This window comes from Hyalangium ruber (genome assembly GCF_034259325.1).
GTDB classification, from domain to species: domain Bacteria; phylum Myxococcota; class Myxococcia; order Myxococcales; family Myxococcaceae; genus Hyalangium_A; species Hyalangium_A rubrum.
Map to the genome: position 1 here is coordinate 48,803 of NZ_JAXIVS010000019.1, position 20,997 is coordinate 69,799.

Annotated in this window: 19 protein-coding genes; 5 read left to right on the forward strand and 14 right to left on the reverse strand. The window is 68.9% G+C overall.

Annotation, left to right across the window (positions count from 1 at the left end; all coding sequences use genetic code 11):
• Positions 1 to 6: 6 nt before the first annotated feature.
• A complete protein-coding gene (locus SYV04_RS38240; RefSeq protein WP_321551003.1) occupies positions 7 to 330 on the reverse strand; it encodes an FKBP-type peptidyl-prolyl cis-trans isomerase in 324 nt (107 codons plus the stop codon).
• Between the two features lie 205 nt (positions 331 to 535).
• Here SYV04_RS38240 and SYV04_RS38245 point away from each other — a divergent pair, with 205 nt between their 5' ends.
• Complete coding sequence (locus SYV04_RS38245; RefSeq protein WP_321551103.1) at positions 536 to 1,822, forward strand: hemolysin family protein; 1,287 nt, start codon at positions 536 to 538, stop codon at positions 1,820 to 1,822.
• Between the two features lie 84 nt (positions 1,823 to 1,906).
• Here SYV04_RS38245 and SYV04_RS38250 read toward each other — a convergent pair whose 3' ends face one another.
• From SYV04_RS38250 to SYV04_RS38260, 3 genes are all read right to left on the reverse strand, one after another.
• Entirely contained in the window at positions 1,907 to 2,947 is a 1,041-nt protein-coding gene (locus SYV04_RS38250) for an outer membrane protein (protein WP_321551004.1), read from the reverse strand.
• A gap of 127 nt (positions 2,948 to 3,074) precedes the next feature.
• Complete coding sequence (nadE, locus tag SYV04_RS38255) at positions 3,075 to 4,964, reverse strand: NAD(+) synthase (protein ID WP_321551005.1); 1,890 nt, start codon at positions 4,962 to 4,964, stop codon at positions 3,075 to 3,077.
• Between the two features lie 118 nt (positions 4,965 to 5,082).
• Positions 5,083 to 5,742: an LON peptidase substrate-binding domain-containing protein gene (locus tag SYV04_RS38260; RefSeq protein ID WP_321551006.1), complete on the reverse strand. Its 660-nt coding sequence runs from the start codon at positions 5,740 to 5,742 to the stop codon at positions 5,083 to 5,085.
• Positions 5,743 to 5,871: 129 nt separating this feature from the next.
• Here SYV04_RS38260 and SYV04_RS38265 point away from each other — a divergent pair, with 129 nt between their 5' ends.
• The gene (locus SYV04_RS38265; protein ID WP_321551007.1) at positions 5,872 to 6,450 is read left to right on the forward strand and encodes a YqaA family protein; all 579 of its coding nucleotides are present in this window, start codon (positions 5,872 to 5,874) and stop codon (positions 6,448 to 6,450) included.
• Between the two features lie 32 nt (positions 6,451 to 6,482).
• Here the strand turns inward: SYV04_RS38265 and espC are convergent, their stop codons facing one another.
• Positions 6,483 to 8,921: a serine histidine kinase EspC gene (espC, locus tag SYV04_RS38270; RefSeq protein ID WP_321551008.1), complete on the reverse strand. Its 2,439-nt coding sequence runs from the start codon at positions 8,919 to 8,921 to the stop codon at positions 6,483 to 6,485.
• A gap of 166 nt (positions 8,922 to 9,087) precedes the next feature.
• Here espC and SYV04_RS38275 point away from each other — a divergent pair, with 166 nt between their 5' ends.
• A complete protein-coding gene (locus tag SYV04_RS38275; RefSeq protein ID WP_321551009.1) occupies positions 9,088 to 9,324 on the forward strand; it encodes a DUF5683 domain-containing protein in 237 nt (78 codons plus the stop codon).
• Here the strand turns inward: SYV04_RS38275 and SYV04_RS38280 are convergent.
• From SYV04_RS38280 to SYV04_RS38295, 4 genes are all read right to left on the reverse strand, one after another.
• Positions 9,321 to 9,980 carry an HAD family hydrolase gene (locus SYV04_RS38280; RefSeq protein WP_321551010.1) on the reverse strand — a complete coding sequence of 220 codons (660 nt, stop codon included), beginning with the start codon at positions 9,978 to 9,980 and terminating at the stop codon, positions 9,321 to 9,323. The genes SYV04_RS38275 and SYV04_RS38280 overlap by 4 nt on opposite strands.
• Positions 9,981 to 10,065: 85 nt before the next feature.
• Complete coding sequence (locus SYV04_RS38285) at positions 10,066 to 10,653, reverse strand: ExbD/TolR family protein (RefSeq protein WP_321551011.1); 588 nt, start codon at positions 10,651 to 10,653, stop codon at positions 10,066 to 10,068.
• A 35-nt stretch (positions 10,654 to 10,688) separates the two neighbouring features.
• Positions 10,689 to 11,177 carry an ExbD/TolR family protein gene (locus tag SYV04_RS38290; protein ID WP_321551012.1) on the reverse strand — a complete coding sequence of 163 codons (489 nt, stop codon included), beginning with the start codon at positions 11,175 to 11,177 and terminating at the stop codon, positions 10,689 to 10,691.
• 110 nt (positions 11,178 to 11,287) lie between these two features.
• Positions 11,288 to 12,028 carry a MotA/TolQ/ExbB proton channel family protein gene (locus tag SYV04_RS38295; RefSeq protein WP_321551013.1) on the reverse strand — a complete coding sequence of 247 codons (741 nt, stop codon included), beginning with the start codon at positions 12,026 to 12,028 and terminating at the stop codon, positions 11,288 to 11,290.
• 299 nt (positions 12,029 to 12,327) lie between these two features.
• Here SYV04_RS38295 and SYV04_RS38300 point away from each other — a divergent pair, with 299 nt between their 5' ends.
• Positions 12,328 to 13,212: a cyclic di-GMP-binding domain-containing protein, MshE-related gene (locus SYV04_RS38300; RefSeq protein WP_321551014.1), complete on the forward strand. Its 885-nt coding sequence runs from the start codon at positions 12,328 to 12,330 to the stop codon at positions 13,210 to 13,212.
• 57 nt (positions 13,213 to 13,269) lie between these two features.
• Here SYV04_RS38300 and SYV04_RS38305 read toward each other — a convergent pair whose 3' ends face one another.
• The 3 genes from SYV04_RS38305 to SYV04_RS38315 form a co-directional block, all read right to left on the reverse strand.
• Positions 13,270 to 15,192, reverse strand: coding sequence for an ATP-binding protein (locus SYV04_RS38305; protein ID WP_321551015.1), 1,923 nt, complete (start codon positions 15,190 to 15,192; stop codon positions 13,270 to 13,272).
• Complete coding sequence (locus tag SYV04_RS38310; RefSeq protein ID WP_321551104.1) at positions 15,182 to 17,083, reverse strand: PAS domain S-box protein; 1,902 nt, start codon at positions 17,081 to 17,083, stop codon at positions 15,182 to 15,184. Before SYV04_RS38310 ends, SYV04_RS38305 begins: the two co-directional genes overlap by 11 nt.
• 119 nt (positions 17,084 to 17,202) lie before the next feature.
• Positions 17,203 to 18,891, reverse strand: a complete 1,689-nt coding sequence (locus SYV04_RS38315) for a right-handed parallel beta-helix repeat-containing protein (RefSeq protein ID WP_321551016.1) — start codon at positions 18,889 to 18,891, stop codon at positions 17,203 to 17,205.
• Positions 18,892 to 19,135: 244 nt separating this feature from the next.
• Between SYV04_RS38315 and queD the strand changes: the two genes are divergently transcribed.
• Complete coding sequence (gene queD, locus SYV04_RS38320) at positions 19,136 to 19,498, forward strand: 6-carboxytetrahydropterin synthase QueD (protein ID WP_321551017.1); 363 nt, start codon at positions 19,136 to 19,138, stop codon at positions 19,496 to 19,498.
• A gap of 3 nt (positions 19,499 to 19,501) precedes the next feature.
• On the opposite strand, the gene SYV04_RS38325 is transcribed toward queD, so the two are convergent.
• Together SYV04_RS38325 and SYV04_RS38330 are read right to left on the reverse strand one after the other, a co-directional pair.
• Positions 19,502 to 20,215: a queuosine precursor transporter gene (locus SYV04_RS38325; protein ID WP_321551018.1), complete on the reverse strand. Its 714-nt coding sequence runs from the start codon at positions 20,213 to 20,215 to the stop codon at positions 19,502 to 19,504.
• A gap of 112 nt (positions 20,216 to 20,327) precedes the next feature.
• Positions 20,328 to 20,885, reverse strand: a complete 558-nt coding sequence (locus SYV04_RS38330; protein WP_321551019.1) for a hypothetical protein — start codon at positions 20,883 to 20,885, stop codon at positions 20,328 to 20,330.
• Positions 20,886 to 20,997: the final 112 nt, after the last annotated feature.

Here is a 20,997-nt window from a genome sequence, read left to right on the forward strand (position 1 = left end):
TCTCGCCTACTTCACGTCCAACAATTCCACCTCGAAGATGAGCGTGGAGTTGGGAGGGATGACGGGCGGAAAGCCGCGCGCGCCGTACCCCAGCTCCGGCGGAATGGTGAGCTTGCGCAACCCGCCCACCTTCATGCCCGCCACGCCCTGGTCCCACCCCTGGATGACCTCACCCGCGCCCAGCTCGAAGGAGAACCCCTGTCGGCGGTCCCGGCTGCTGTCGAACTTGGAGCCATTGGTGAGCGTGCCCACGTAATGCACCGTGACCGTCTTGCCGGCCTTCGCCTCGGCGCCGGTCCCTACCTTCACGTCGTCCACCTGCAAGCCCATCCACGGGCCTCCTGGGAAAAAGGAAGAAGCTTCACCTTAACGCGCCCTGGACGCTCGCGCCGTATTCCCTACCCGAGTGTTCCCTTTTCCATGCTGCCTCCGGCCGGCGCGCGGTAGATACCGGTTGTCCCAGACGGCGCATGTACGCTTGCCCCCCTATGGAGAAGGAGTCGCGGTCATCGCTTCAGAATTGATCCTCATCCTGGTGCTGGTCCTCGCCAACGGCATCTTCGCGGGCGCGGAGATCGCCTTGCTCTCCATCCGGAAGACGCGGCTGCAGGAGCTGGTGGACGCGGGCAGCGGGGCCGCGCGCGCCGTGCTGGCGCTCCGGGACAACCCGGAGCGGTTCCTGGCCACCGTGCAGATTGGCATCACCGTCATCAGCGCCACGGCGGCCGCCTTCGGTGGCGCCTCCATCGCCCTGCGGTTCGCGGCGGTGCTGGAACAGGTGGGCGTCAACCCCCAACATGCCGAGGAGGTGGCCTTCGCGCTGGTCGTCGGGTTCGTCTCCTTCCTGTCCCTGGTGCTGGGCGAGCTGGTGCCCAAGTCCCTGGCGCTGCGGTACGCCGAGCGCTACGCGCTGCTCATCGCCCAGCCGCTGCGGGGCCTCTCCCGGCTGATGAAGCCCGTGGTGTGGTTTCTCACCTTCAGCTCCAACGTCGTGCTGCGCCTGTTCGGAGACCGGACCACCTTCACCGAGTCGCGCCTGTCCGCCGATGAGCTCCAACAACTGGTGGAGGAGGCCGCCAAGACGGGGACGGTGGACCCGCGCACCGGAGACATCGCCTCGCGCGCCTTCGAGATGGCGGAGCTCACGGCGGTGGATGTCATGGTGCCCCGCTCGCGCGTCATCGCGCTGCGCCGCCACGCCTCCACGCAGGAGATTCAGCAGATGCTCCTGGAAGAGGGGCACTCGCGCATGCCCGTCTACGAGGGCACGGTGGACAACATCGTCGGCTATGTCATCGCCAAGGATCTGCTGGGCATGGCCTTCGAGAAGCAGCTGATCGTCCTGGAGGACCTGCTGCGCCCCGCCTACTTCGTCCCGGAGACGACGCGGGCGCTGGATCTGCTGCGCCAGTTGCAAGCGCGGCGCATGCACCTGGCCATCGTGGTGGACGAGCAGGGAGGCATGTCCGGCCTGGCCACCATCGAGGACCTCGTGGAGGAGCTGGTCGGGGAGATCTTCAGTGAGCACGAGACACCTCCCGAGCAACTGCGCCGCGAGGCGGACGGCACCGTGGTGGTCGATGCCATTCTGACCATCCGGGACGTGAACCGCGCGGTGGGCCTGGAGCTGCCCGAGAGCGAGAGCTGGTCCACGGTGGCGGGGTTGTGCATGTCGCTGGCTGGCGCCATCCCCGCCGCGAAGACGCGCCTGAGCCTGGAAGACGGCACCGTGCTGGAGGTGCTCGAGGCCTCTCCCCGGAAGGTGAAGCGCGTGCGCATCCATCCGCCCCCTTCCCCTCCCGCCCCGGCTGAACCCACCTGAGCCGAGCGCGCCCGGCACGCGAAAACGGCGCGGCACCCCGCGTGCTTCCAGGGTGCCGTGCCGTCTGTTTCGCTCGTGCTCGGACTAGAACGTACCGCCGATGTTCAGCGTGCCGCTGTACCGGCCGTTCTCGTTCAGACCGTCATCCACACCCGCGAACTCCTGGTCGAACAGGAAGTTGTAGTTACCGCGCAGGTCGAGGGTGAAGTCGCCCACGTGGGTGCGCAGACCGGCGCCCACCGGCACGTTACCAACCAGGTCATCCCCGAAGCCCGAGGCAGCGGCACCGCGGAAGTTGTAGTCGCTGAAGCCGATGCCGCCCAGCACGTACGGCTGCACCGGAGTGGCCGTCAGACCGAAGGTCAGCGCCGCCTGGCCACCGTTACGGACCAGGTCCGGACCGCTGTCGGCACCCAGCGCCGTGCTATCCAGGTTGTTCACCGCGCCGCTGTAGCCCAGCTCGATGCCCAGCACCTTCGAGGGCTTGATGGCGGCCGTCACACCGTACGAGGGACCGGGGTTGATCTCCGGAGCCAGCGCACCGGTGTAGCCTTCCACACCGCCGCCCACCATCACGGTGAGGCCGCGCATGTTCGTCTTGTCCTCCTTCACCTCTTCGCGCTCCTCGATGGGGGCGAAGGCACCGCTCGGGGCGGCGGGAGGAATCACCGGCTCGGCCGGCGGGGTGATCTCCGGCTCACGGAGCGGCTCGCTCTGCACGCCACTGCCGCCGATGTCGGAGCCGTAGTTGTCGTTCCAGCCACTACCGCCCGTGGCATCGCGCTTCACCGGCTCGCAGCGCAGCATGATGTCTTCGCCGGCCTGTCCGCTGCCGCCGACACCGACGTCCCCGTGGAAGTCCTTGTTGGCATCCAGGGTGGCCTCGCTGCGGGCGCTCACGTCTTCATCGATGCCCGCCTGTCCACTCCCTCCGATGGATGAGTCGACCGGCTCGGTCTCGATGACTGTCAGGCTCTGGTCCTCCACCGCCTGCGAGCCCGTGTCCATGCTCGCCTGCGTGTCTTTCTTCTCGTAGCCCGGTGGGCAGTCCTTGTTGCCACCCGCAAGCGCCACACCGCCGTAGAGGAGCGCCGCGACTGCTCCAACCAGAATCTTCGTCTTCATCCAACCCTCCGTTGTCGATTGACCGACATGAAGGTTGGCCCCGCAGACACCTCCGGCAAGGTTCGCGCCAGGAAGAAGCCAGCGCCAGCGCCCTTGGACGGTGAGCAGCCGGTCGGCCGAGCTGGCCCTACCCGCGCGTCCACTCCGAACCGGTGACCACGGGGATCTGCATCGCGCGCTCGCGGTCGAGGTCCAGGTTGCCGATGTGCAGCGACAGCGGCGACTGCACCCACTTGTAGATGGACTGCAGGAAGAGGCGGACGAACTTCTCCACGTAGCCCTGGAGCCGCGCGGTCTCCACCTCGGGGAACATGGCGGAGAGGGCCTGCACCAGCTCCGCGGGCAGGAGCTTCTCGCCGGCGAAGAGGTAGAAGCACGCATCCAGGATGGGGAAGGGCATCAGCTCCTCCTCGCCCACCTGATTGTGCGCCAGCTCCGGCCCCGCGGGCTTGGACAGCACCTTGCGAATGCCCTCGTAGCCCGTCTTCTCCTGCAGGTAGTCCAGCAGGTACATGACCACCGTCTTCGGCACGTTGGCGATGACGGCCAGGGCACCCATGAGGTCGCCGCCGATGGTGGTGTAGCCCACCGCCTTCTCGCTCATGTTGCCCGTCTGCAGGAACAGGCCGCCGCACGAGTTGGACCAGTTCCACATGCGCTGTGCGCGCAGGCGCGCCTGGATGTTCTGCTCGGTGATGGGGGTGACGGCCTTGTCGCCCAGCATCTGCTTCACGACGGCCAGCTCCCGGTCGAAGGCCTCCTCGATGGGCACCACCTGGAAGGGCACGCCCAGCTCGCGGGCGATCGTCTCCGCCGCCTCGCGCGTGGTGTCGCTGGAGTAGCGGCTGGGCATGTAGAAGGCCTGCAGCAGCGAGCCCGGGTTCTCCGGCCGCACGCGCTTGGCATAGCGGTGGGCGATGAGCAGCGTCAGCAGCGAGTCACGGCCGCCCGACAGCGCAATGCCCAGCACCTTGAAGGCGCGCGTCTTCTCGAAGTAGTCGCCCACGCCCAGCGCCAGCGCGTCCAGCAGATCCTCGCACAGCGCCTCGCGGGCGCTGCGGCGCTGATCCGGCCCGGGCAGGAAGAAGCTGCGGTGCGCAGGCACCGGGTAGGTGAGCTTCTCGCGCTGGCTGCGGAAGGAGGCCGTGCAATCCAGCGTGGGCACCAGCTTGCCGCCGCCGGCCAGCCACGCCTCGCGGTCGCTGCGCCAGGTGGTGTTCTCCGTGCGCAGGCGCATGGTTCGGTCCAGGTCCACCACCGCGGCGGTGTAGCCCTCCTGGAAGCGCGGCGTCTCGACCACGTGCCGGCCGTTCTGGTTCAGGAAGCCGCCGCCGTCGAAGATGATGCCGTCATTGCTGCCCAGCGCGTTGGCGTAGGCGATGGTGCATTGGTGGTCCGCGGCGCGCGTGGCGATGAGCTCCCGGCGCGTGTCCACGAAGCCCAGGCGGAACGGCGAGGCGGACAGGTTCACCACCAGCTCGCCGCCCGAGTAGGTGCGCCGCCGCTGTGGCCCGTCCGCGCTCCAGATGTCCTCGCACACCTCTGGGGCCAGGGTGCCGAAGTCGAAGCGGAACAGGTAGTCGCCCAGCGGCACGCCCCGGTGGACCTCGGCCATGCCCGGATAGCCGCGCGCGTAGGTGCGCACCTCGTAGAAGACGCTGTAGGTGGGCAGCTTCTCCTTGGGCACCAGGCCCAGCACCTTGCCGCCCGCCACCACCGCCGCGCAGTTGAGGCGCAGGCCCTGGTGGGCCACCGCCACGCCCACCACGAAGACGGTGGACAGCGAGGCCGTCTCCTGGGCGAAGCGCTCCAGCTGGGGCCACTGGTGGTCGATGAAGCCCTGCCACTGGACCAGATCCTCGGCCGGGTAGCCGCCGATGAGCTGCTCCTGGAAGAGGGCGACGGTGACGTCCTCGGCCGCCATCTTCCGCGCCAGCGTGAGCGCCCGGTCCACGTTGCGCGAGAAGGCGCCCACGGTCGTATTGGCGCTGGCCAGCCCTACCTTGACGAGCCGCATGGGTGAAAGGTCCCCTTCAGGCCCCGGCGCGCTCCATGCGCCGAAAGGCCGGTGTCATGTCCAGGCGCAGCAAATGCCTGGGACGGGGAGGACGCAAGCCCCTTGGGCGCCCCTGCCCTCAGTTCAGCGGGCCCGCGGGCCGCAGCGGCTGGAGGCGGGCGATGAGCTCACCCACCTCATCGGTCACCTCCTGCAGGCGCTGGCGCACGTCCAGCTCGGCCAGCAACGCCTGGCGCCGCTCCGGCTCGGGGATGATGGCGGCGGCCACCACGTCGGCCAGCGCGCCCCCGTTGGCACGAGCCACCGCAGGCACCAACCCCTCGGAGAAGGAGGGCGGCACCCGGCCTACCAGCTCGAAGACGGCCTGCCGCAGCTGCTCCTCCTCCGGGCCGTGGTACGTCGGGTCCGGCAACAGCTCGACGCGCGCCTCGCGGTACAGGCGGTCCGGCGGCAGCTCGGAGAGCAGCCGCGCGCGGCACACCCCCTGGAGCAGGATGTTGTAGCGCCCGTCCGGCAGCTCGTCGTGCCAGACGATGAGGCCGGCGCACATGAGCGGCTGCATGAGGGGCCGCGCCCCGTAGCGCGACTCCCAGCCCGGCTCGAGCTGGGCGAGCGCCATCACCTTGTCTCCCTCCAGCGCATCGCGTATCAGGTCCCGGTAGCGTGGCTCGAAGATGTGCAGGGGGATGGCGGAGTGAGGGAAGAGCACCGCCGAGGGCAGCGGGAAGACCTTCAGCGAATCCGCGGCCTGGGCTACACGTTCCTGGACTGTCGTCATGGTGCGCACCCTCTCCGTTCCCTTTGTTCATAAGGATGGGTTGCGCTGGTCGCATCCCAATCAGGCGGGCGCTCACCGGCCCGCAGGGCGGTGGAAACCGGCTGTGGTTCCGCTAGGGTGCGCGACCACATGTCGGACATGTCCCCTGCCCCGGCGGCCGCCACCGCCAAGCCCGTGAAGCTCTCCTGGTACCGCCGACTCTACCTGCGGGTAGAGGCCCTGGCCTCCACGAAGCACGCCGTGGCGGCGATGCTGGTGGTGGCCTTCGTCGACGGCTCGTTCTTCCCGGTGCCGCCCTTCGCGCTGCTGGTGCCCATGGTGCTGGCCCAGCCCCAGAAGTGGGTGCGCTACGCCGTGCTGGGCACGGTGGCCAGCCTCTTCGGCGGCTTCTTCGGCTACTGGCTGGGCACCCTCATCAACGCGGGGGCCGTCAGCTTCCTGGAGATCGACCTCAACATGCGCGTGCAGCGCTTCGGCATCGACTCGACGCTGGGCGAGCTGCTGGGTCAGAACTTCTGGGCGCTGGCGCTGCTGTGCTCGGTGCTGCCCACCCCGTTCAAGGTGGTGGCGATCGGCAGCGGCATGGTGGCCGTGCCGCTGGACCGCTTCCTGCTGGCCGCCGTCATCGGCCGCACCGTGCGCTTCTTCCTCGTCGCCGGGGTGATGCGCTTCGCGGGCCCCACGGCCCGCAAGTGGCTGCGCGTGTGATGTCCACGGCCGACCGCCGTGGGTCGGCCCCGTCACACCGGCGGCTTGTCGCCATGTGAGACGAAGGGCACGGGGGCCAGCGCCTCATCGATGGTGGACAGCAGCAGCGAGGGGTGTACCGGCTTCTCCAGCACGGGGTTGCGCACGTGGCGGATGAAGTTGAGCGCCGTCGGCGTACAGGCCCCGCCGGAGATGAACACCAGCCGCCGGGCCAGCTCCGGCACCTCGGTGCTCAGCCGGGCGTAGACATCCATCCCCGTCATGTCCGGCATCTGCAAGTCGCACACGACGGCGTCGAAGCGCTGCCCCGAGGACACCATGCCCAGCGCCTCGCTGCCGCGCGTGGTGACGACCACGTCATGGTGGGGCGAGAGCAGCAGCCGCATGGACAGGGCCAGCCGCGGCTCGTCGTCGATGATGAGGATGCGCCCCCGGCGCGCCCCTTCGACGGGCGACGGCAGTGCGTAGTGGGGGAGCGCCCCCGCCACCGGGGCTGAGGCGGCCGGCAACAGGACGGTGAAGACGGAACCCTTTCCCGATTCGCTGCTCACGAGGACCTCCCCTCCATGGGACCGGACGATCTGCTGGCTGATGGACAACCCCAGCCCGGTCCCTTCTGCGTGGGACTTCGTGGTGAAGAACGGCTCGAAGATATGAGGCAGCACCTCGGGGAGGATGCCCAGGCCGGTGTCCTCCACCCGCACCCGGGCCCTGCCGTCCGGCGCCGTGTCGACGAACACCCGCACCTCGTTGCGCTCCGGACTTCCCTCCGGAATGGCCTGCATCGCGTTGACCAGCAGGTTGACGAGCACCTGCCCCAGCCGCGCCTCGCTGCCCAGCACGTGGGGCACCGCCTCGTAGGACTCGACCAGCCGCGCCCGCTCCCGGAGCAGGTGCCGCGTCATCCGCAGCGCGGGCTTCACCACCTCGCGCAGATCCACCCGGGCGTGCTCCTCGCTTCCCTCCCGGCTGAACATGCGCAGGTCCTGGACGATGCGCCGGATGCGCTCGGTGGCCTCCTGCGCGCCGCGCAGACTGGCCACCGTCTCCGCCTTGAGCCCCATGTCCCGGCTTAAGCCCCGCAACGCCGTCTCCAGGTTCAGCCCCAGGTAGGCCAGCGGGTTGTTGATTTCATGGCCCACCCCGGCGGCGAGCATGCCCACCGTGGCCACGCGCTCTGCGGCCAGCAGGCGCGCCCGCAGCTCCTCGGTGGCCGTGACGTCGCGGTGGATGGAGACCAGGTGGGTCACCGCCCCGCCCCCATCCCGCACCGGAGAGTGCTGCAGCTCGCTGCGCACCCAGGTGCCATCGGGGCGCGTGAGCAGCACCTCGCCGCGGAAGGGCCCCGCCTCGCGCAGGGACGCATCCAGGCGCTCGTGCGTCTCCGGGTCCAGCTTGCCGAAATGCTCGCTGGGCGAGCGCCCCACCAGGGCCTCGAGCGGGCGCCCCACCATGGAGCGGAAGGCCTCGTTGGCGAAGGCGACGCGAGGGCCCTCGGGCGACACCTCGCTGATGACGACGCCTTCGCTCACCCCGCGTACGGCGGTGGCCAGCAACTCCAACCGCGCCAGGGCGCTGTGGCGCTCGGCGCTCACGGCCGCCAGCAGCAGACCGGTGACGGCGTTGATGGCGACGATGAGCTGCACGAGCAGCAGCGCCGTCGGCAGGGACTCCTGGGCGAAAGGGCCCAGCCCGCTCACCGTGGCCAGCACGGACAGCACGGTGATGAGCAGGGTGGTGAACGCCGTGCCCCGGGTGCTGAAACGCAGCGCCGCCCACACGACCAGCGGGAAGAAGAAGAGCGTCTCCAGGTACGCGAAGGGCAGGCGCACCGCCCCGTCGAGGAACACCTCCGCGCAGACCAGGAGGATGGCCACCGCGAGGGCCACGGCCTCCCAGCGCCGCTCCAGGGGCCGCACCGGCCGCAGCAGCAGCACGGGCGCCACGACGATGACGCCCAGCGCGTCCCCACCCCACCACACCCCCGCCGTCCTCCAGAACTGCTCCCACGGCACCGAGCCCAGCAGGCAGGTGCTCGCGGTGCCTATCAAGGCGCTGACCTGCGTACACAGCAGGGCGCCGCCCACGATGAGCGCGACGACGTCCTGCAGGCGCCTCAGCGAGACCGAGACGCCCAGCCGCCGCAGCAACAGTGCGCCCAGCACCGCCGCCAGGGTGTTGCCCGTGGCAACGCCCACGCCGGTGAACAGGGTGTCGCCATTCACCAGGGCGCACAGCACGGCCCCCAGGAAGATGCCCGGCCAGCGAGACACTCCCAGCACCATCAACGCGGCGAGCGCCACGCCCGAAGCGGGCCAGACAGGGCTGGAGTTCTTGTGGAAGATGGTGAACTGCAGGCCCGCCCACGCGACGGCCAGATACACGCCCGCCAGCGCGAGCATCGTCAGGATGCCGCGGACGTCGTACGCCCAGTGCGTGCGCTCAGGCAGACGAATGGTGTGCCCCCCCACACCTGCCCATGGCCTTCAGGACAGGTGTATGGGGCGCATCGTACCCGGGCGCTCGGCCGTGGCCAACCGTCCCTGGGGGCAACGCCCTCCAGTGCTGACCTGATGACGGTTGCAATGGCCCAAAGGGTATTGCGTAGGGACAAGTAACAAGGAGGCAAAGAAGACGATGTCGCGACCTGGTGCCGCTGCGCTGTTGTCGTTCCTCATCCCTGGGGTGGGGCAGATCTACAACGGAGACATTCTGCGCGGGGTCTTCTGGCTCATCATCACCCCGGGCTTCTGGGTGGGCACCGGCGGCCTGTTGGGCTGGGTGTGCCACATCATCGCCGCCGCCACCGCCTACAACCGGGCGGAGGACAAGGAGCGCGCCCGCCTGCCTGCCTGGCGGACAGAGGTCTCCTAACCTCGCGCCGCGCGAAGCGCCGCCAGCAGCTCCTCGGAGGTGCTGGCGAGCGCGCGCGCCCCATGGGCCCGCAGCTCCTCGGCGCCGCGGAACCCCCACGTCACGCCAACGCCGTACATGCCGGCGTTGCGCGCGGTGTCCATGTCCACCGACGTGTCTCCCACGAAGGCGCAGTCGGTGGGCGCCACGCCCAGCTCCGCGGCCAGCCCCAGCGCGGCCGTGGGGTCGGGCTTTCGAGGCACCCCGGGCCGCTCGCCGTACACGGCCGCGAAGGGGATGCCCGGCAGCAGCCCCTCCACCAGGCGCCGGGTGAAGGCATCCGACTTGTTGCTCAGCACCGCGAGCCGCACCCCTTCTGCGGCCAGCTGCGAGAGCACGGCGGGTACCCCCGGAAACACGTACGTCTGATCAAAGAGGTGCTCGGCGTAGAAGGCGCGGTACCCGTCCAGCACCGAGGCGTGCAGCGCCTCCTGCCCTCCGGGGAGGGCCTTGCGCACCAGCTGAATCACCCCTTCGCCCACATAGTGGCGGTAGTCGGCGGTGGGGTGGGTGGGCAGTCCGTGCTGGGAGAGCGAGTGGTTCATCGCCGTGGCGATATCCGCCAGCGAGTCCACCAACGTCCCGTCCAAGTCGAAGATGGCGGCGCGCAGGGGCATGCCTCTCCTCAAACACGAACGCCCCGGCCAGACAAGGCCGAGGCGCTCGAGCGACTCGTGGGAGTCCTGAAGAGGAAGCGGGCGACTACGGGGTGGCCGCCGCGCTCGCCGGAGGCGCCGCGCCGCTGTCACCGCCCTTGGTGAGCACCGCGAAGTTGATGTTGTTGTAGCCGGCCGTGGCGCAGCTGAACATCACCCGCTTGATGATCTTGAACTCCACCTCGCGGTGGGCCTGGATGTTCACGTCGCCCTTGAAGGCGTTGGCCTCGCCGCCGGCCATGGCGTGAAGATCCTCGAACTGCTTCTTCATGTCCCGCAGCTTCTCTTCCAGCGCGGGGATGTTGAGGTACTCGTCCTTCACCAGGTCTTCCACCCGGCCGACGATGTTGCCGGAGATGGACACCTGGTCGTTGGAGACCAGCACCACCGGGTGCATCTCCACTTCCTTGACGTTGACAGCCTCGGGCAGCTGGATGTCCTTGGTCATCATCAGCACCTCGCCCGTCGCGGAGAAGTTCGCGATCAGGAAGAGCACGATGATGATGAACATGTCGACCAGCGGGGTGATGAGCAGGTCCGAGAACGTGCTCTTCTTGCCGTGGTGGCCGTGGCCGAACACCTTCGAGTGCTCGAGCCGCTTGCCGTACCGCTTGCCGGGAACCTTGATGGCCATGGCGTTCTAACCTTGAGTCCTTGCGTGAAGGGCGTTCAGCCCGCTGCCATCACGGAGATTTGCGGCAGCCCCGAGCCCATGCACTCGTCGATGATGCGCACCAGCACGTCGTAGCGCACCTTGTCGTCGGTCTGCAGAGTGATTGCCGCCGTGTCCGGGAACTGCTCCTTGAGCTGCTTGAAGCGCTCATTGAGCTTCACCAGATCCAGCTTGCCGTTGGCGCCGCGCGTGAGCGGAATCGGCTCGAAGGTGCTCTGATCGGCGGTCAGCCGCAGCTCCTCCGGCGTGATGGCCAGCGTGAGGGTGACCGTCTTGCTCTTGTCTTCCTCTTGCTGGGTGTCCTCCGCGGCGGGACCTCCGGCTTGAGAAACCTGGAGCCGGCCGATCTGCGTCCAGACGGCGGTCATGATCAGAAAGCTGATGGTCACGGCCATCAGGTCGATGAAGGGGACCAGGTTGATGGCGGTGTCGAGCGGCTTCTTGCCACCCTTCCCACCGTTCCCTAGGTCCATTCCGCCGGCCATGGCAACCTCCGCGCTGCGCTACGTTCGAAGAAGAAAAAGACAGAAAAGACGACGGGCGCTGCTGTCCGTCCAGTGCTCCAGACAGCGCGCCCGGGTTCCAGGTTCCCGAACTACTCCTCGGCGCCGTGAGACGACGTCGGGATGTTCAGGTTCTTGAACTTGTCGCGGTTGTTGACGATGAGGTTGAGCACCGAGACGCTCGTCTCATTGATGTCGTTGATGAGCCCCTGGGTGCGGCCCATCAGCACCGAGAAGGCCACCAGCGCCGGGATGGCCGTCAGCAGCCCGAAGCCCGTGCAGTTCATGGCTTCCGAGATACCGTTGGCGAGAATCGTCGCCTTGTCGGCCGGGTTCACGTTGGCCACGGCTTCGAAGCAGGAGATCAGACCCGACACCGTTCCGAGCAGACCGGCGAGCATCGCCGCGTTGCCGAGCATGGCCAGGTAGCCGGTGCGCGCCTCGAGCTTCGGCGTCTCACGCAGCGAGGCCTCGTCCAGGGCCGCCTGGACCTCATCCTGGCCCTTGGGAACGTTCATCAGGCCCGCCTTGATGACGTTGGTCAGCGGGGTGGACTTCTGGCCGGCCACGTAGTTGATGGCCTTGTCCAGGTCACCGGCGTAGATGTGCTTCTTGAGCCCACGCAGGAAGCCCTCCTTGTTGATGGAGGACATGAAGAAGAGCACCACGGCGCGCTCGATCATGATGGCCAGGGCGATGAGGCCGCACACGGCGATGGGGTACATACCCCACTGACCCGCCTCCCAGCGCATGGCGAGTTCTTCCATCAAGCTGCGCTGCGGACCGCCCGTGTTGGCCAGAACGGACAGATTCGTCAAAAACCCCAGGTTCATCGAGTGTTGCCTCCGCTAGGCGGGCCCGGAATGGGTGGGCCGCTCCAGAACCGATGTCCCCGCGGGCGTACCACTACCCCGCCAAGAACTTCAGTCTTGGATGTTGAAAACGATGGGCCGGACTTTAGGAACGGCACCCCTGAGTGTCAAGGCAGGCACCCTCGTTAGCTATTGAAATCTCATGGGAATTTTGCGTGCGGACCAGGGCTTGGCACCCCGCAACGTGAGCAGGCGAACACCCCATGTGGTGCCAGGTCGTAAGCTTGGGAACACCCAGGGCTCGTGGTAAGCGCGCGCGCATGTCGAGGAAGCGGATTGGTGAAATCCTCCTGGAGCGCGGCGCGATCACCCCGGAGCAGCTGGAGGCGGGGCTGGTGGCCCAGAGGCAGACCCAGCAGCGGCTGGGGGCGACGCTGGTGGCCCAGGGTGCGATCACGGAAGCCGTGCTCGTGCAGGCGGTGAGTGAAGCACTGGGCATACCCGTGGTGGATCTGACGGCCGTCAGCCCCGACTGGGCGGCGGTACACCTGGTGCGAGCGCGCTCGTGCGAGCAGCACGAGATGTTCCCCTATGCGCTGGAGAGCGTGGGGGGGCGCCGGCAGCTGGTGGTGGCCATGGCGGACCCGCTCAACCGGCCCGCGGTGGAGGAGATTGAATTCACCACGGGGCTGAAGGTGAGCCCGCGCGTGGCGGCGCTGTCTGCTGTCCGCACTGCGATCCTGCGCTACTACCACAAGGTGACACCGACCCCCGCGGCTGGGGCCTCCAAGCCGGCCGCGACGGCCTCCAGGCCGGCCACACGGGCAGCCTCGCAGCGTCCGGCCGCTCCGGCCTCGGCGTCCAAGGCCCGTCCCCCCCAGGACGACGACGAAGAGGTGATTGTCGGCGAGGAGCTGCCGCCGGGAGAGACGACCCAGCGCACGCAGCTGGCGGAGCTCATCCGCAAGCGCGAGGAGCAGCGCCGGCAGAAGCGGGGCCAGGGCGAGGCCAAGGCCCAAGCGGCCGCCGGTGGCTCGGGCGTGCTGGACGACCTGGACTACCTCTTCGGCGGGCTGCGCGAGGAGCCGGACCGGGTGGAGCAGCTGGAGCGCAAGTTCTGGGCGCTCATGCGCATCATGGCGCGTAAGGGGCTGCTCTCGAACGAGGAGTTCGCCCGCGAGCTGGACGACGACAAAGAGGGCTAAGGACGAGGGCTAAGGACGAGGGCTGAGAACGAGGCCTGAGGCGAGTCCCGCGCGGGCCTACGACTCGACCAGCGGCAGGCGCAGGGTGAAGGCCGTGCCCTGCCCCACCTGGCTGCTCACGGTGATGCGGCCACCGTGGCTCTCGACGATGCCCTGGACGATGGAGAGCCCCAGGCCGGTGCCCTTGCCCTCCTCCTTGGTGGTGAAGAAGGGATCGAAGATGCGGCTCAGGTGCTTGGGTTCGATTCCCGAGCCCGTGTCGCGCACCTCCACCACCGCCTCCTGACCGTCGCGCCGGGTGACGAGCGTCACCTTTCCGCCGGGGGACATGGCGTGGCAGGCGTTGGTGATGAGGTTGACGAAGACCTGCACCAGGTTGGCGCGCACGGCGGAGATGGGCGGCAGCTCCGCGTACTCGCGCTGCACGCTGGCCTTGGCGTTGGACACCACGTGCTCGCAGAAGCCCACCGCCTGGTCGACGATGGCGTTGAGCTGCACCCGCTCGGGCCGGTCCTTGGCGGGCCGCGCGTAGGAGACGAGGTCCTTGGTGAAGCGGAGGATGCGCTGGCTGTTCTCGAGGATCTTCCGCAGCTTGTCCACGTCGGCGGGCACGGCGTCCTGGCGTGACTGCGCCTTGATGAGCAGCGCCTCGCTGTAGGCGGACACGGCCGTCATGGGGTTGTTGATCTCATGCACCACGCTGGCGGCGAGCTGGCCGATGGAGGCCAGCTTCTCGGCGTGGATGATGCGCTTCTCCAGCTCCTTGATGACGGTGATGTCCTGGCCGATGGCGATGACGCCCTCCACCTCGCCCAGGGGCGTGCGCATCGAGGAGGTGGCGAAGGAGACGCGCACCTCGCCCTCCTTGGAGCGCAGCCGTGTCTCGAAGTTGTTGACCGCCTCGCCCCGGATGGCGGAGGCGAACACGGAGCCCAGGCGCAGCTGCTCGTCCTCGGGGATGAAGGCGAACACGTCCCTGCCCAGCACCTCCTCCTTGGAGAAGCCGGTGAGGGCGCTGAGGGCCTGATTGAAGACGACCACCTGCTTCTCGCGGTTGGCCACGAGGATGAGGGCGTTGGCTTTCTCCAGCAGCTCCTCGAGGTACTTGCGCACGAACGTCAGCTCATCGATGAGCTTGGCGTTGCGCACGGCGACCGCCACCTGGTTGGCGAGCTGCAAGAGCACCCGCTCGTCGTGGGCGACGTCCGCCTCCAGCCCCTCGGGGTACTCCATGTTGATGGCGCCGAAGAGCTGGCCGCTGGCCACCAGCGGAGCGCTCACGCCCAGGGTGCTGCCATTGAAGATGAGGGGCACCTCGCGCGAGACGACGACGCGGTCAGCGGGCAGCGCGTCCGGGTCCAGGTGCGTCTTGACCACGGCGCTCTGCTTGAGGACGAGCGGCTCGTGCGCGCCCTCTTTCAGCCTGCCTTCGGCGTAGAGGGAGGTGAGGCCGCCCGTGCGCGCATCGACGATGCGGATGCAGAAGGCGCGCTGGGGGAAGAGCTCCTTGACTCCGCGAGCCACGGCCGCGACCAGTTCCTCCTCGCCTGTGGCCTCCGCCACGCTGCGGCTCAGGTCCAGCAGCACGCCCTCGGTGCGGGCCTGCTCCAGCAGCGCGCGCTCGGCCATCATCAGCCGGCCCGGCTCCATGCGCCCGCGCACCACCACCGTGTCACCGCGCCGCGCCAGCGTCACCAGCACGCAGCGCAGGTCCGGCAGGGACACCTCCACGTCCGAGTTCTCACCCTCGCGCGGCGACAGCCCCGCGTCCTGGGAGAGCGTCGCCACCACTCCGGCCACGAGGCCCTCGGGGGTGGTGTCCTGGGCGGAGCAGAAGCGGATGAAGGGCGGGTTGGCGGCCAGCAGCCGCAGCGTGCCGTCACACAGGGCGAGCGGCTCGTCGAGCACCTCGAAGAGGGCTTGGAATGCCTCCGGGGTCGGGCCGCCGGAGATGCGCAGCACGCGGGAGTCACTCTTCATGGGAGGATGCCTTGTCGAGGTCGAGGATGCGCTGCGTACCCATGTAGGCCTTGGTCTCGTAGCGGGTGATCTTCCCGATTTTCCGGACGATCTCCGCCATGCGCTCGGCCTCGCGATAGATGATGTCCACGGGCTTGAACGCGAAATCCTCGGGCTTGAGCTTGCGCTTGAGCAGCTCGGCGTAGCCCATCACCGAGGTGAGCGGTTGGTTGAGCTCATGAGCGGCGGTGCCGGCCAGGGCGACGATGACGGCGCTCTTCTCACTCTCCTCCAGCCGCGTCTCCACGTCCGACAGCTTGCGCTCCAGCTGCATGCGGTCGCGCAGGTCGGTGAAGATGCCCACGGAGGCCGACTCGCGGCCGCCCTCATAGAGGATGGAGGCCGTCATGTTCACCGGCACCGAATCGCCGCTGCGGTGGATGAGCTCCTGGCGCATGACGGACAGCCGCCCGCGCCCGCCGAAGTCCGGGCTGCGCAGCTGGGCCATGATGCGCCGGGCGACGCCGGGCGGGTAGACCTGCTGCACGGTCATCCCCGCCAGGGCCTCCTGGGCGGTGTAGCCCAGAATGGCCTCGGCCCCCTTGTTGAAGAGGATGATCTTGCCCTGCATGTCCGCGGCGATGATGGCGTCCACGGACGAGTCGATGAGCCGCTCGAGGAAGTCCTTGGTGTGGCTCAGCTCGTTGGCCAGGCGGCGCGCGTGCGTCACATCCCGGAACGAGAGGATGGTGGCCAGGCTGCCGTTGTGCAGGGGCGCGGCCGACAGCGAGAGCGTCAGGTGCCGGCCTCCCACCGTCTGCACCGCCACGTCCACGTTGGAGCGCGTCTCGCCGCGCCCAGCGGCGGCCACCAGCTCCATCAGCACCCCGTCGTCCACCGTCTGGAGCAGCTGCAGCAGGTGGCGCCCGCGCGCCTGCTCGGCGGGAGAATCCAGCAGCGTGGCGCCCGCGGGGTTGAGGCTGAGCACGCACGCCTTGTCATCGAGGATGGCCACGCCCTCGCCCACGTTGGCGAAGAAGAGGTGGTAGGTGCGCAGCGCGGCGGCCTGCTCCTCGGCGGCGATGCGCGCCGTCTTCTCGCGCTCGGTCTGCCCGCGCACCGTCTCGATCATCGAGGCGTTGCGCAGGGCGATGGCGGTGGCATGTGCCACCGTGGTGAGGAAGTCGATCTCCCGCGCGGTGAAGGTGCGCCGGCGCCCGGAGGCGCGCACCAGCAGCACGCCGCGCACCTGGCCGCGGATGGGCATGGGGAGCGCGGCGATGGCGTGGATGCCCTGGGCGGCCACCGCACCCTGCACCCCCTCCAGGAGCGGGTGGTTGGGGGCGTTCTCCACCACCAGGGGCCGGGCGGTGCGCGCCACCTCGCGGATCTCCGGGTAGCGCGCCAGCTCGATGCGCCGATCCTTGAGCGCGGGGTCGTCACTGGAGGCGACGATGACGCCCTCCTGCGCATCCGAGTCCAACATCACCAGCGAGGCGCGGGAGATGTCGAGCTGGAGGGCCAGGCGGCGCGTCACGTCATGCAGCAGGGCCTCCACGTCGAGGCTCTCGGCGTAGTCGGCGGTGAGCTCCAGCAGCAGCGAGAGGTCCTTCTGGAGCTGGGCCTGCTCCTCGCGCTCGCTGTAGCGCTCGGCCAGGCGGTGGAGGCGGTAGGCCAGCTCGTGCGGCACGGCGCTGGTGAGCACGTCGTCCGGCTTGAGGGGCTCCAGCGAGGCGAAGGCATCCTCGCCGGGGTCCACCAGCGCCAGCAGCAGCGCGCGCGAGGCGTTGCCACCGGCGAGGACCGCCGCGAGCGCCGGGCCGCTGCCCGCGGCGGTGAGGTCCGCCAGGATGATGGCGGCCTCGGCCGGATTGTCCATCACCCGCAGGCCGACCCGCGCCGCGGCACGCACGAGCGGCTCGCGGGCGGGCGAGTCCGGAGGCACCAGGGTAACGCCGAGGGCGATTTCGGGGGACGACACGAAGCAGCAGGCTCCAGATGGGGGCGCCTGAGTCTACACGTGAGCGTGGCTCAGGGGCAGCCCGCCTCGCGTGCCCCCAGGTCTGGAGCCGTCCCACAGAAGGGAAGCCCCAGTGCTACACCCGTGTCGCGCGCCGCCGAGTCCGGCCCCGGGGTGAAGTCGGCGTTGGCGACATTCGAAAAGCCGGGGGAGCGCTCCACCGAGCGCCGGTCCAGCCCTGTCTTCGTCCTCCACTCGGACAGGCCCATCTCCACCCCATCCAGGCGGAAGCGCGCCGCGCTCGCCTCTCGGTAGACGAGGTTGCTGTCCACCACCGCGCCGCTCCGGCCGGGCCCCGCGCGCAGCGCCTGGCCGCAGCCCGCCAGGATGTTGTTGCGCGCATCCAATCCCTGCGAGGGGCCGGTGTCCCCGCCGCCGAAGTAGAAGCAGGCGCCGGGCATGTTCCAGACGGTGTTGTGCTGCACCTTCACATCCGTGGAGGTGTCCACGCGGATGCCGACGCCGTCATTGTCATTGGCGTTGTAGCCGTCCAGCACGAGGTTGCGGCGCAGGACGATGCGGGTGGGAGGCGCGCCGACGCGCACCCCGCCCACGCTGATGCCGCGCCCGTTGTCGCGCAGCACGTTCTCCTCCAGGGTGACGTCCTTGGCGGACAGGTGGACCACCACGCCCTCTCCGCCCGAGGAGGAGGAGCGCCGGTGTCCCCAAATGGTGTTGCGGCGCAGCACCACCTTCGTACAGGTCTTGATGTCCACGCCGTTCTCCCGGTTCTCGTGCAGCTCGTTGTCCTCGAGCAGCAGGTTGTCGAACGGGGTGCCGGAGAGGGTGGCCCCGCCTTCCGGCCCGATGCACTGCACGCCATCGCCGGAGTTGTGGTGGATGTCATTGCCGCGCACCACCACGTTGCGCGCCGTCGTCTGGACGATGACGCCGTGGCTGTCGTCGCCAGACTTCTGGAAGTGGTGGATCTCGTTGTTCTCGATGAGCACGTCGCTCGCGTACTCGGCGACATCGACGCCGGCCCCCGCGGTGCCGTTCTTCAGCGTGCTGTTCCGGAGCACGCCATGGTGCGCGCCCTGCGTGCGCCACAGCGCCGCGAAGGCTCGGTCGCCCGCCACGTCCACGGTGAGCCCGTCGATGCGCCAGTACGCGCCCCGCACCTCGATCATCGGCGTGGAGCTGCCCGTGCCTCCCTTCAGGGTGGGCACAGCGCCCGGGGCGGCCTTCAACGTCAGGGGCTTCGAGGCGGAGCCGCCCCGCTCCTCCAGGCGCAGCCGCTCGGTGTACGTGCCGGAGGCGAGGAAGATGGCCTCGCCGGGCCGCACCAGGGAGAGCGCCTTGGCCAGGGTCCGGAAGGGTCGCGTCTGAGAGCCCTCCGCCGTGTCACTGCCCCCCGGAGCGACCCAGAAGATGCGGGAGAACTCCGGCGCGGGCGGCGGGGTTGGCGCGGGCGGAGGCGTGGCAGGTGGGGCCGGAGCGGGGACCGGCTGGGAGGGTGCCTGCGGCGGGGGCGTGGGCTCGGGCGCGGGAGGCGAGGGCTCAGGCGTCGGAGGCGTCACCCCGGGGCTAGAAGGCTCCGCGGGCGGGGTAGCGGTGCCTTCGTTCTGGGAAGGCGCCGAGGCGCCCGGGAGGTTCGAACGAGGAAGGTCCTCGTGCTGGGTCATGTCGGCTCGCCCACAGGCGAGCAAGGAGAGGGTGACAGCACTACCGAGCGCCGCGAGGGCCGACCTGATGCGCATCCAGACTCCGGGTGTGGGTTCAGGCGAAGGGGTTCGCCGTGCGTCGGCCGCCGGACAAGGCAGGCGCGCTGATCATTCCCCCTCCCCTGGGCAAGCCCTGCCTGCCAGGCCGCTGGGGAAGAGAGCGGCTGACACGATTCCGCGAGGTTGGCGCCCCGGGTCGCGTGAAAATGGATGCACCCTTCGTGGGCCTGTGTAAGAGCATGGCGCCGCGCGCACCGCGCCGGTTTCACCTGGAGTCCTCGTGGAGATCTTCAAGGAATTCACCTTCGAGGCGGCCCATCGGCTGCCCAATGTTCCCCCGGGGCACAAGTGCAGCCGGCTGCACGGGCACAGCTATCGTGTGGAGATCCACGTGCGTGGGCCCGTGGGCGAGCGCTCCGGGTGGATCATGGACTTCGCGGACCTGAAGGAGGCCTTCTCCCCGCTCCACGCGAAGCTGGACCACTACTACCTCAACGAGGTGGAGGGCCTGGAGAACCCCACCAGCGAGAACCTGGCGCGGTGGATCTGGCGGAGGCTGCGCCCCACCCTGCCCCTGCTGCACCGCGTGGTGGTGCGAGAGACCTGCACCAGCGGTTGCCGCTACGAGGGCGAGGACGAGTAGCGCTTAGGGGCTGTCGGCGAGGGGCTCGCCGTTGTTGCCCAGCAGCACGGGCTTCATCCCCAGCCAGCGCTGCACCAGCGCGTGGACGGCATAGATGAGGGGCGTGAGCCCCACGGCCACCAGCAGCTTCACCGCGTAGGAGGTGGTGACGATGCCGAGGATGCCCTCGAGGGGCACCACGCCCCACCACGCGATGAGCTGGAACACCACGGTGTCGACGAGCTGGGACACCACCGTGGAGCCCGTGGCGCGCAGCCACAGTTGCCGGTTGTGCGTGAGCCGCTTGAGCAGGTGGAAGAGGGCGATGTCGCTGAACTGGCCGATGAGGTAGGCGACCATCGAGGCCATCAGGATGCGCTGAGAGCCTCCGAAGACGTTGTTGAACGAGCCCTCGACGGTGCCCCGGTAGTCCGGAGCGCGGGTGAAGGGCGCCCAGTCCAGCCCCATCGCCAGATAGATGAAGGTGAAGGCGAACAGCGCCATCGCCAGGCCCAGCCAGGTGACGAAGCGGGCGGTCTGCTTGCCGTAGAACTCGTTGAGGGTGTCGGTGAGGACGAACGTCACCGGGAAGAGCAGGATGCCCACCGACATCACCGAGACGATGGGTCCCAGATGTACCTCGAAGAGCTTCACCCCGATGATGTCCCCCACCACGAGCGCGGTGCAGAACACCCCGGCGAGCACCACGAAGAGCCGAGAGCGGTTGTCCAGCTTCATCCCTGATCCTTGAGGAGGAGGCGGCGCGTCTTACCACTTCTCGAGCGCTGAAACGAAAAGCGCCAGGGACCCGAGGTCCCCAGCGCTTGCTTGCTTCCAGCTATCGCTGACTTCAGTTCCAGCGGCTGGCCGGGGCGCCCCACCCGGAGCCCGAGTGCCGCTGCCAGGGAGCGGAGACCCACACCCACTGCTCCACCGTCTCGTAGCGGCCTTCCACCCAGCGCTGGTCATAGTAGCCGCCCGTGCACTTCGTCACGGCGCGGCGGGGACGGTAGCGGCAGTCCTGCGGCACCCACACCTGCTCGTAGCGACCGGGGACCCACTGCTGCGTGAGGCGGAGCTCGTAGCGGCCCTGCTCGTTCTGCGGAGGCGCCGGCTGCGGACCATGGTGGCAGTTGCCGGTGTGGATGTGGACCTCGAAGCGGCCCCGGCGATCCCTGCGGTCGTGCCGGTCATGCCGGTCGTGCCGGTCACGGCGATCGTCGTACCGGCCATGGTCGTCGCGGCCGTCGTAATAGGAGGGCTGGTCATGGCCCCCGTGAAATGCCTGGGCCTCGGGGGCGGCGGTGAGGTTCTGCTGGGTGTTCACCTGGGTGTCCTGCGCCATCGCCGTGGAGCCGAGGAGCAGTGCGCTGAGAGCCAGGGAGAAGATGCCGGTCTTGAGGGCCATTTTCGAGTTCCTCCGTCGTAGTGCCCTTTCTGACGGGGGAGTCCCCAAAAGATTCATTCCCAACGGGCCGACCCGCTCCCAGGGAGGGGGAGGCCGCTACTCTTCGGAAATG

What these genes read in the sequence shown, in the direction of transcription:
- SYV04_RS38240 (WP_321551003.1), bottom strand. Translation starts at nt 330, where the DNA reads ATGGGCTTGCAGGTGGACGACGTGAAGGTAGGGACCGGCGCCGAGGCG.
- SYV04_RS38250 (WP_321551004.1), bottom strand. Translation starts at nt 2,947, where the DNA reads ATGAAGACGAAGATTCTGGTTGGAGCAGTCGCGGCGCTCCTCTACGGC.
- nadE (WP_321551005.1), bottom strand. Translation starts at nt 4,964, where the DNA reads ATGCGGCTCGTCAAGGTAGGGCTGGCCAGCGCCAATACGACCGTGGGC.
- SYV04_RS38260 (WP_321551006.1), bottom strand. Translation starts at nt 5,742, where the DNA reads ATGACGACAGTCCAGGAACGTGTAGCCCAGGCCGCGGATTCGCTGAAG.
- SYV04_RS38265 (WP_321551007.1), top strand. Translation starts at nt 5,872, where the DNA reads ATGTCGGACATGTCCCCTGCCCCGGCGGCCGCCACCGCCAAGCCCGTG.
- SYV04_RS38275 (WP_321551009.1), top strand. Translation starts at nt 9,088, where the DNA reads ATGTCGCGACCTGGTGCCGCTGCGCTGTTGTCGTTCCTCATCCCTGGG.
- SYV04_RS38280 (WP_321551010.1), bottom strand. Translation starts at nt 9,980, where the DNA reads ATGCCCCTGCGCGCCGCCATCTTCGACTTGGACGGGACGTTGGTGGAC.
- SYV04_RS38285 (WP_321551011.1), bottom strand. Translation starts at nt 10,653, where the DNA reads ATGGCCATCAAGGTTCCCGGCAAGCGGTACGGCAAGCGGCTCGAGCAC.
- SYV04_RS38290 (WP_321551012.1), bottom strand. Translation starts at nt 11,177, where the DNA reads ATGGCCGGCGGAATGGACCTAGGGAACGGTGGGAAGGGTGGCAAGAAG.
- SYV04_RS38295 (WP_321551013.1), bottom strand. Translation starts at nt 12,028, where the DNA reads ATGAACCTGGGGTTTTTGACGAATCTGTCCGTTCTGGCCAACACGGGC.
- SYV04_RS38300 (WP_321551014.1), top strand. Translation starts at nt 12,328, where the DNA reads ATGTCGAGGAAGCGGATTGGTGAAATCCTCCTGGAGCGCGGCGCGATC.
- SYV04_RS38305 (WP_321551015.1), bottom strand. Translation starts at nt 15,192, where the DNA reads ATGAAGAGTGACTCCCGCGTGCTGCGCATCTCCGGCGGCCCGACCCCG.
- SYV04_RS38315 (WP_321551016.1), bottom strand. Translation starts at nt 18,891, where the DNA reads ATGCGCATCAGGTCGGCCCTCGCGGCGCTCGGTAGTGCTGTCACCCTC.
- SYV04_RS38325 (WP_321551018.1), bottom strand. Translation starts at nt 20,215, where the DNA reads ATGAAGCTGGACAACCGCTCTCGGCTCTTCGTGGTGCTCGCCGGGGTG.
- SYV04_RS38330 (WP_321551019.1), bottom strand. Translation starts at nt 20,885, where the DNA reads ATGGCCCTCAAGACCGGCATCTTCTCCCTGGCTCTCAGCGCACTGCTC.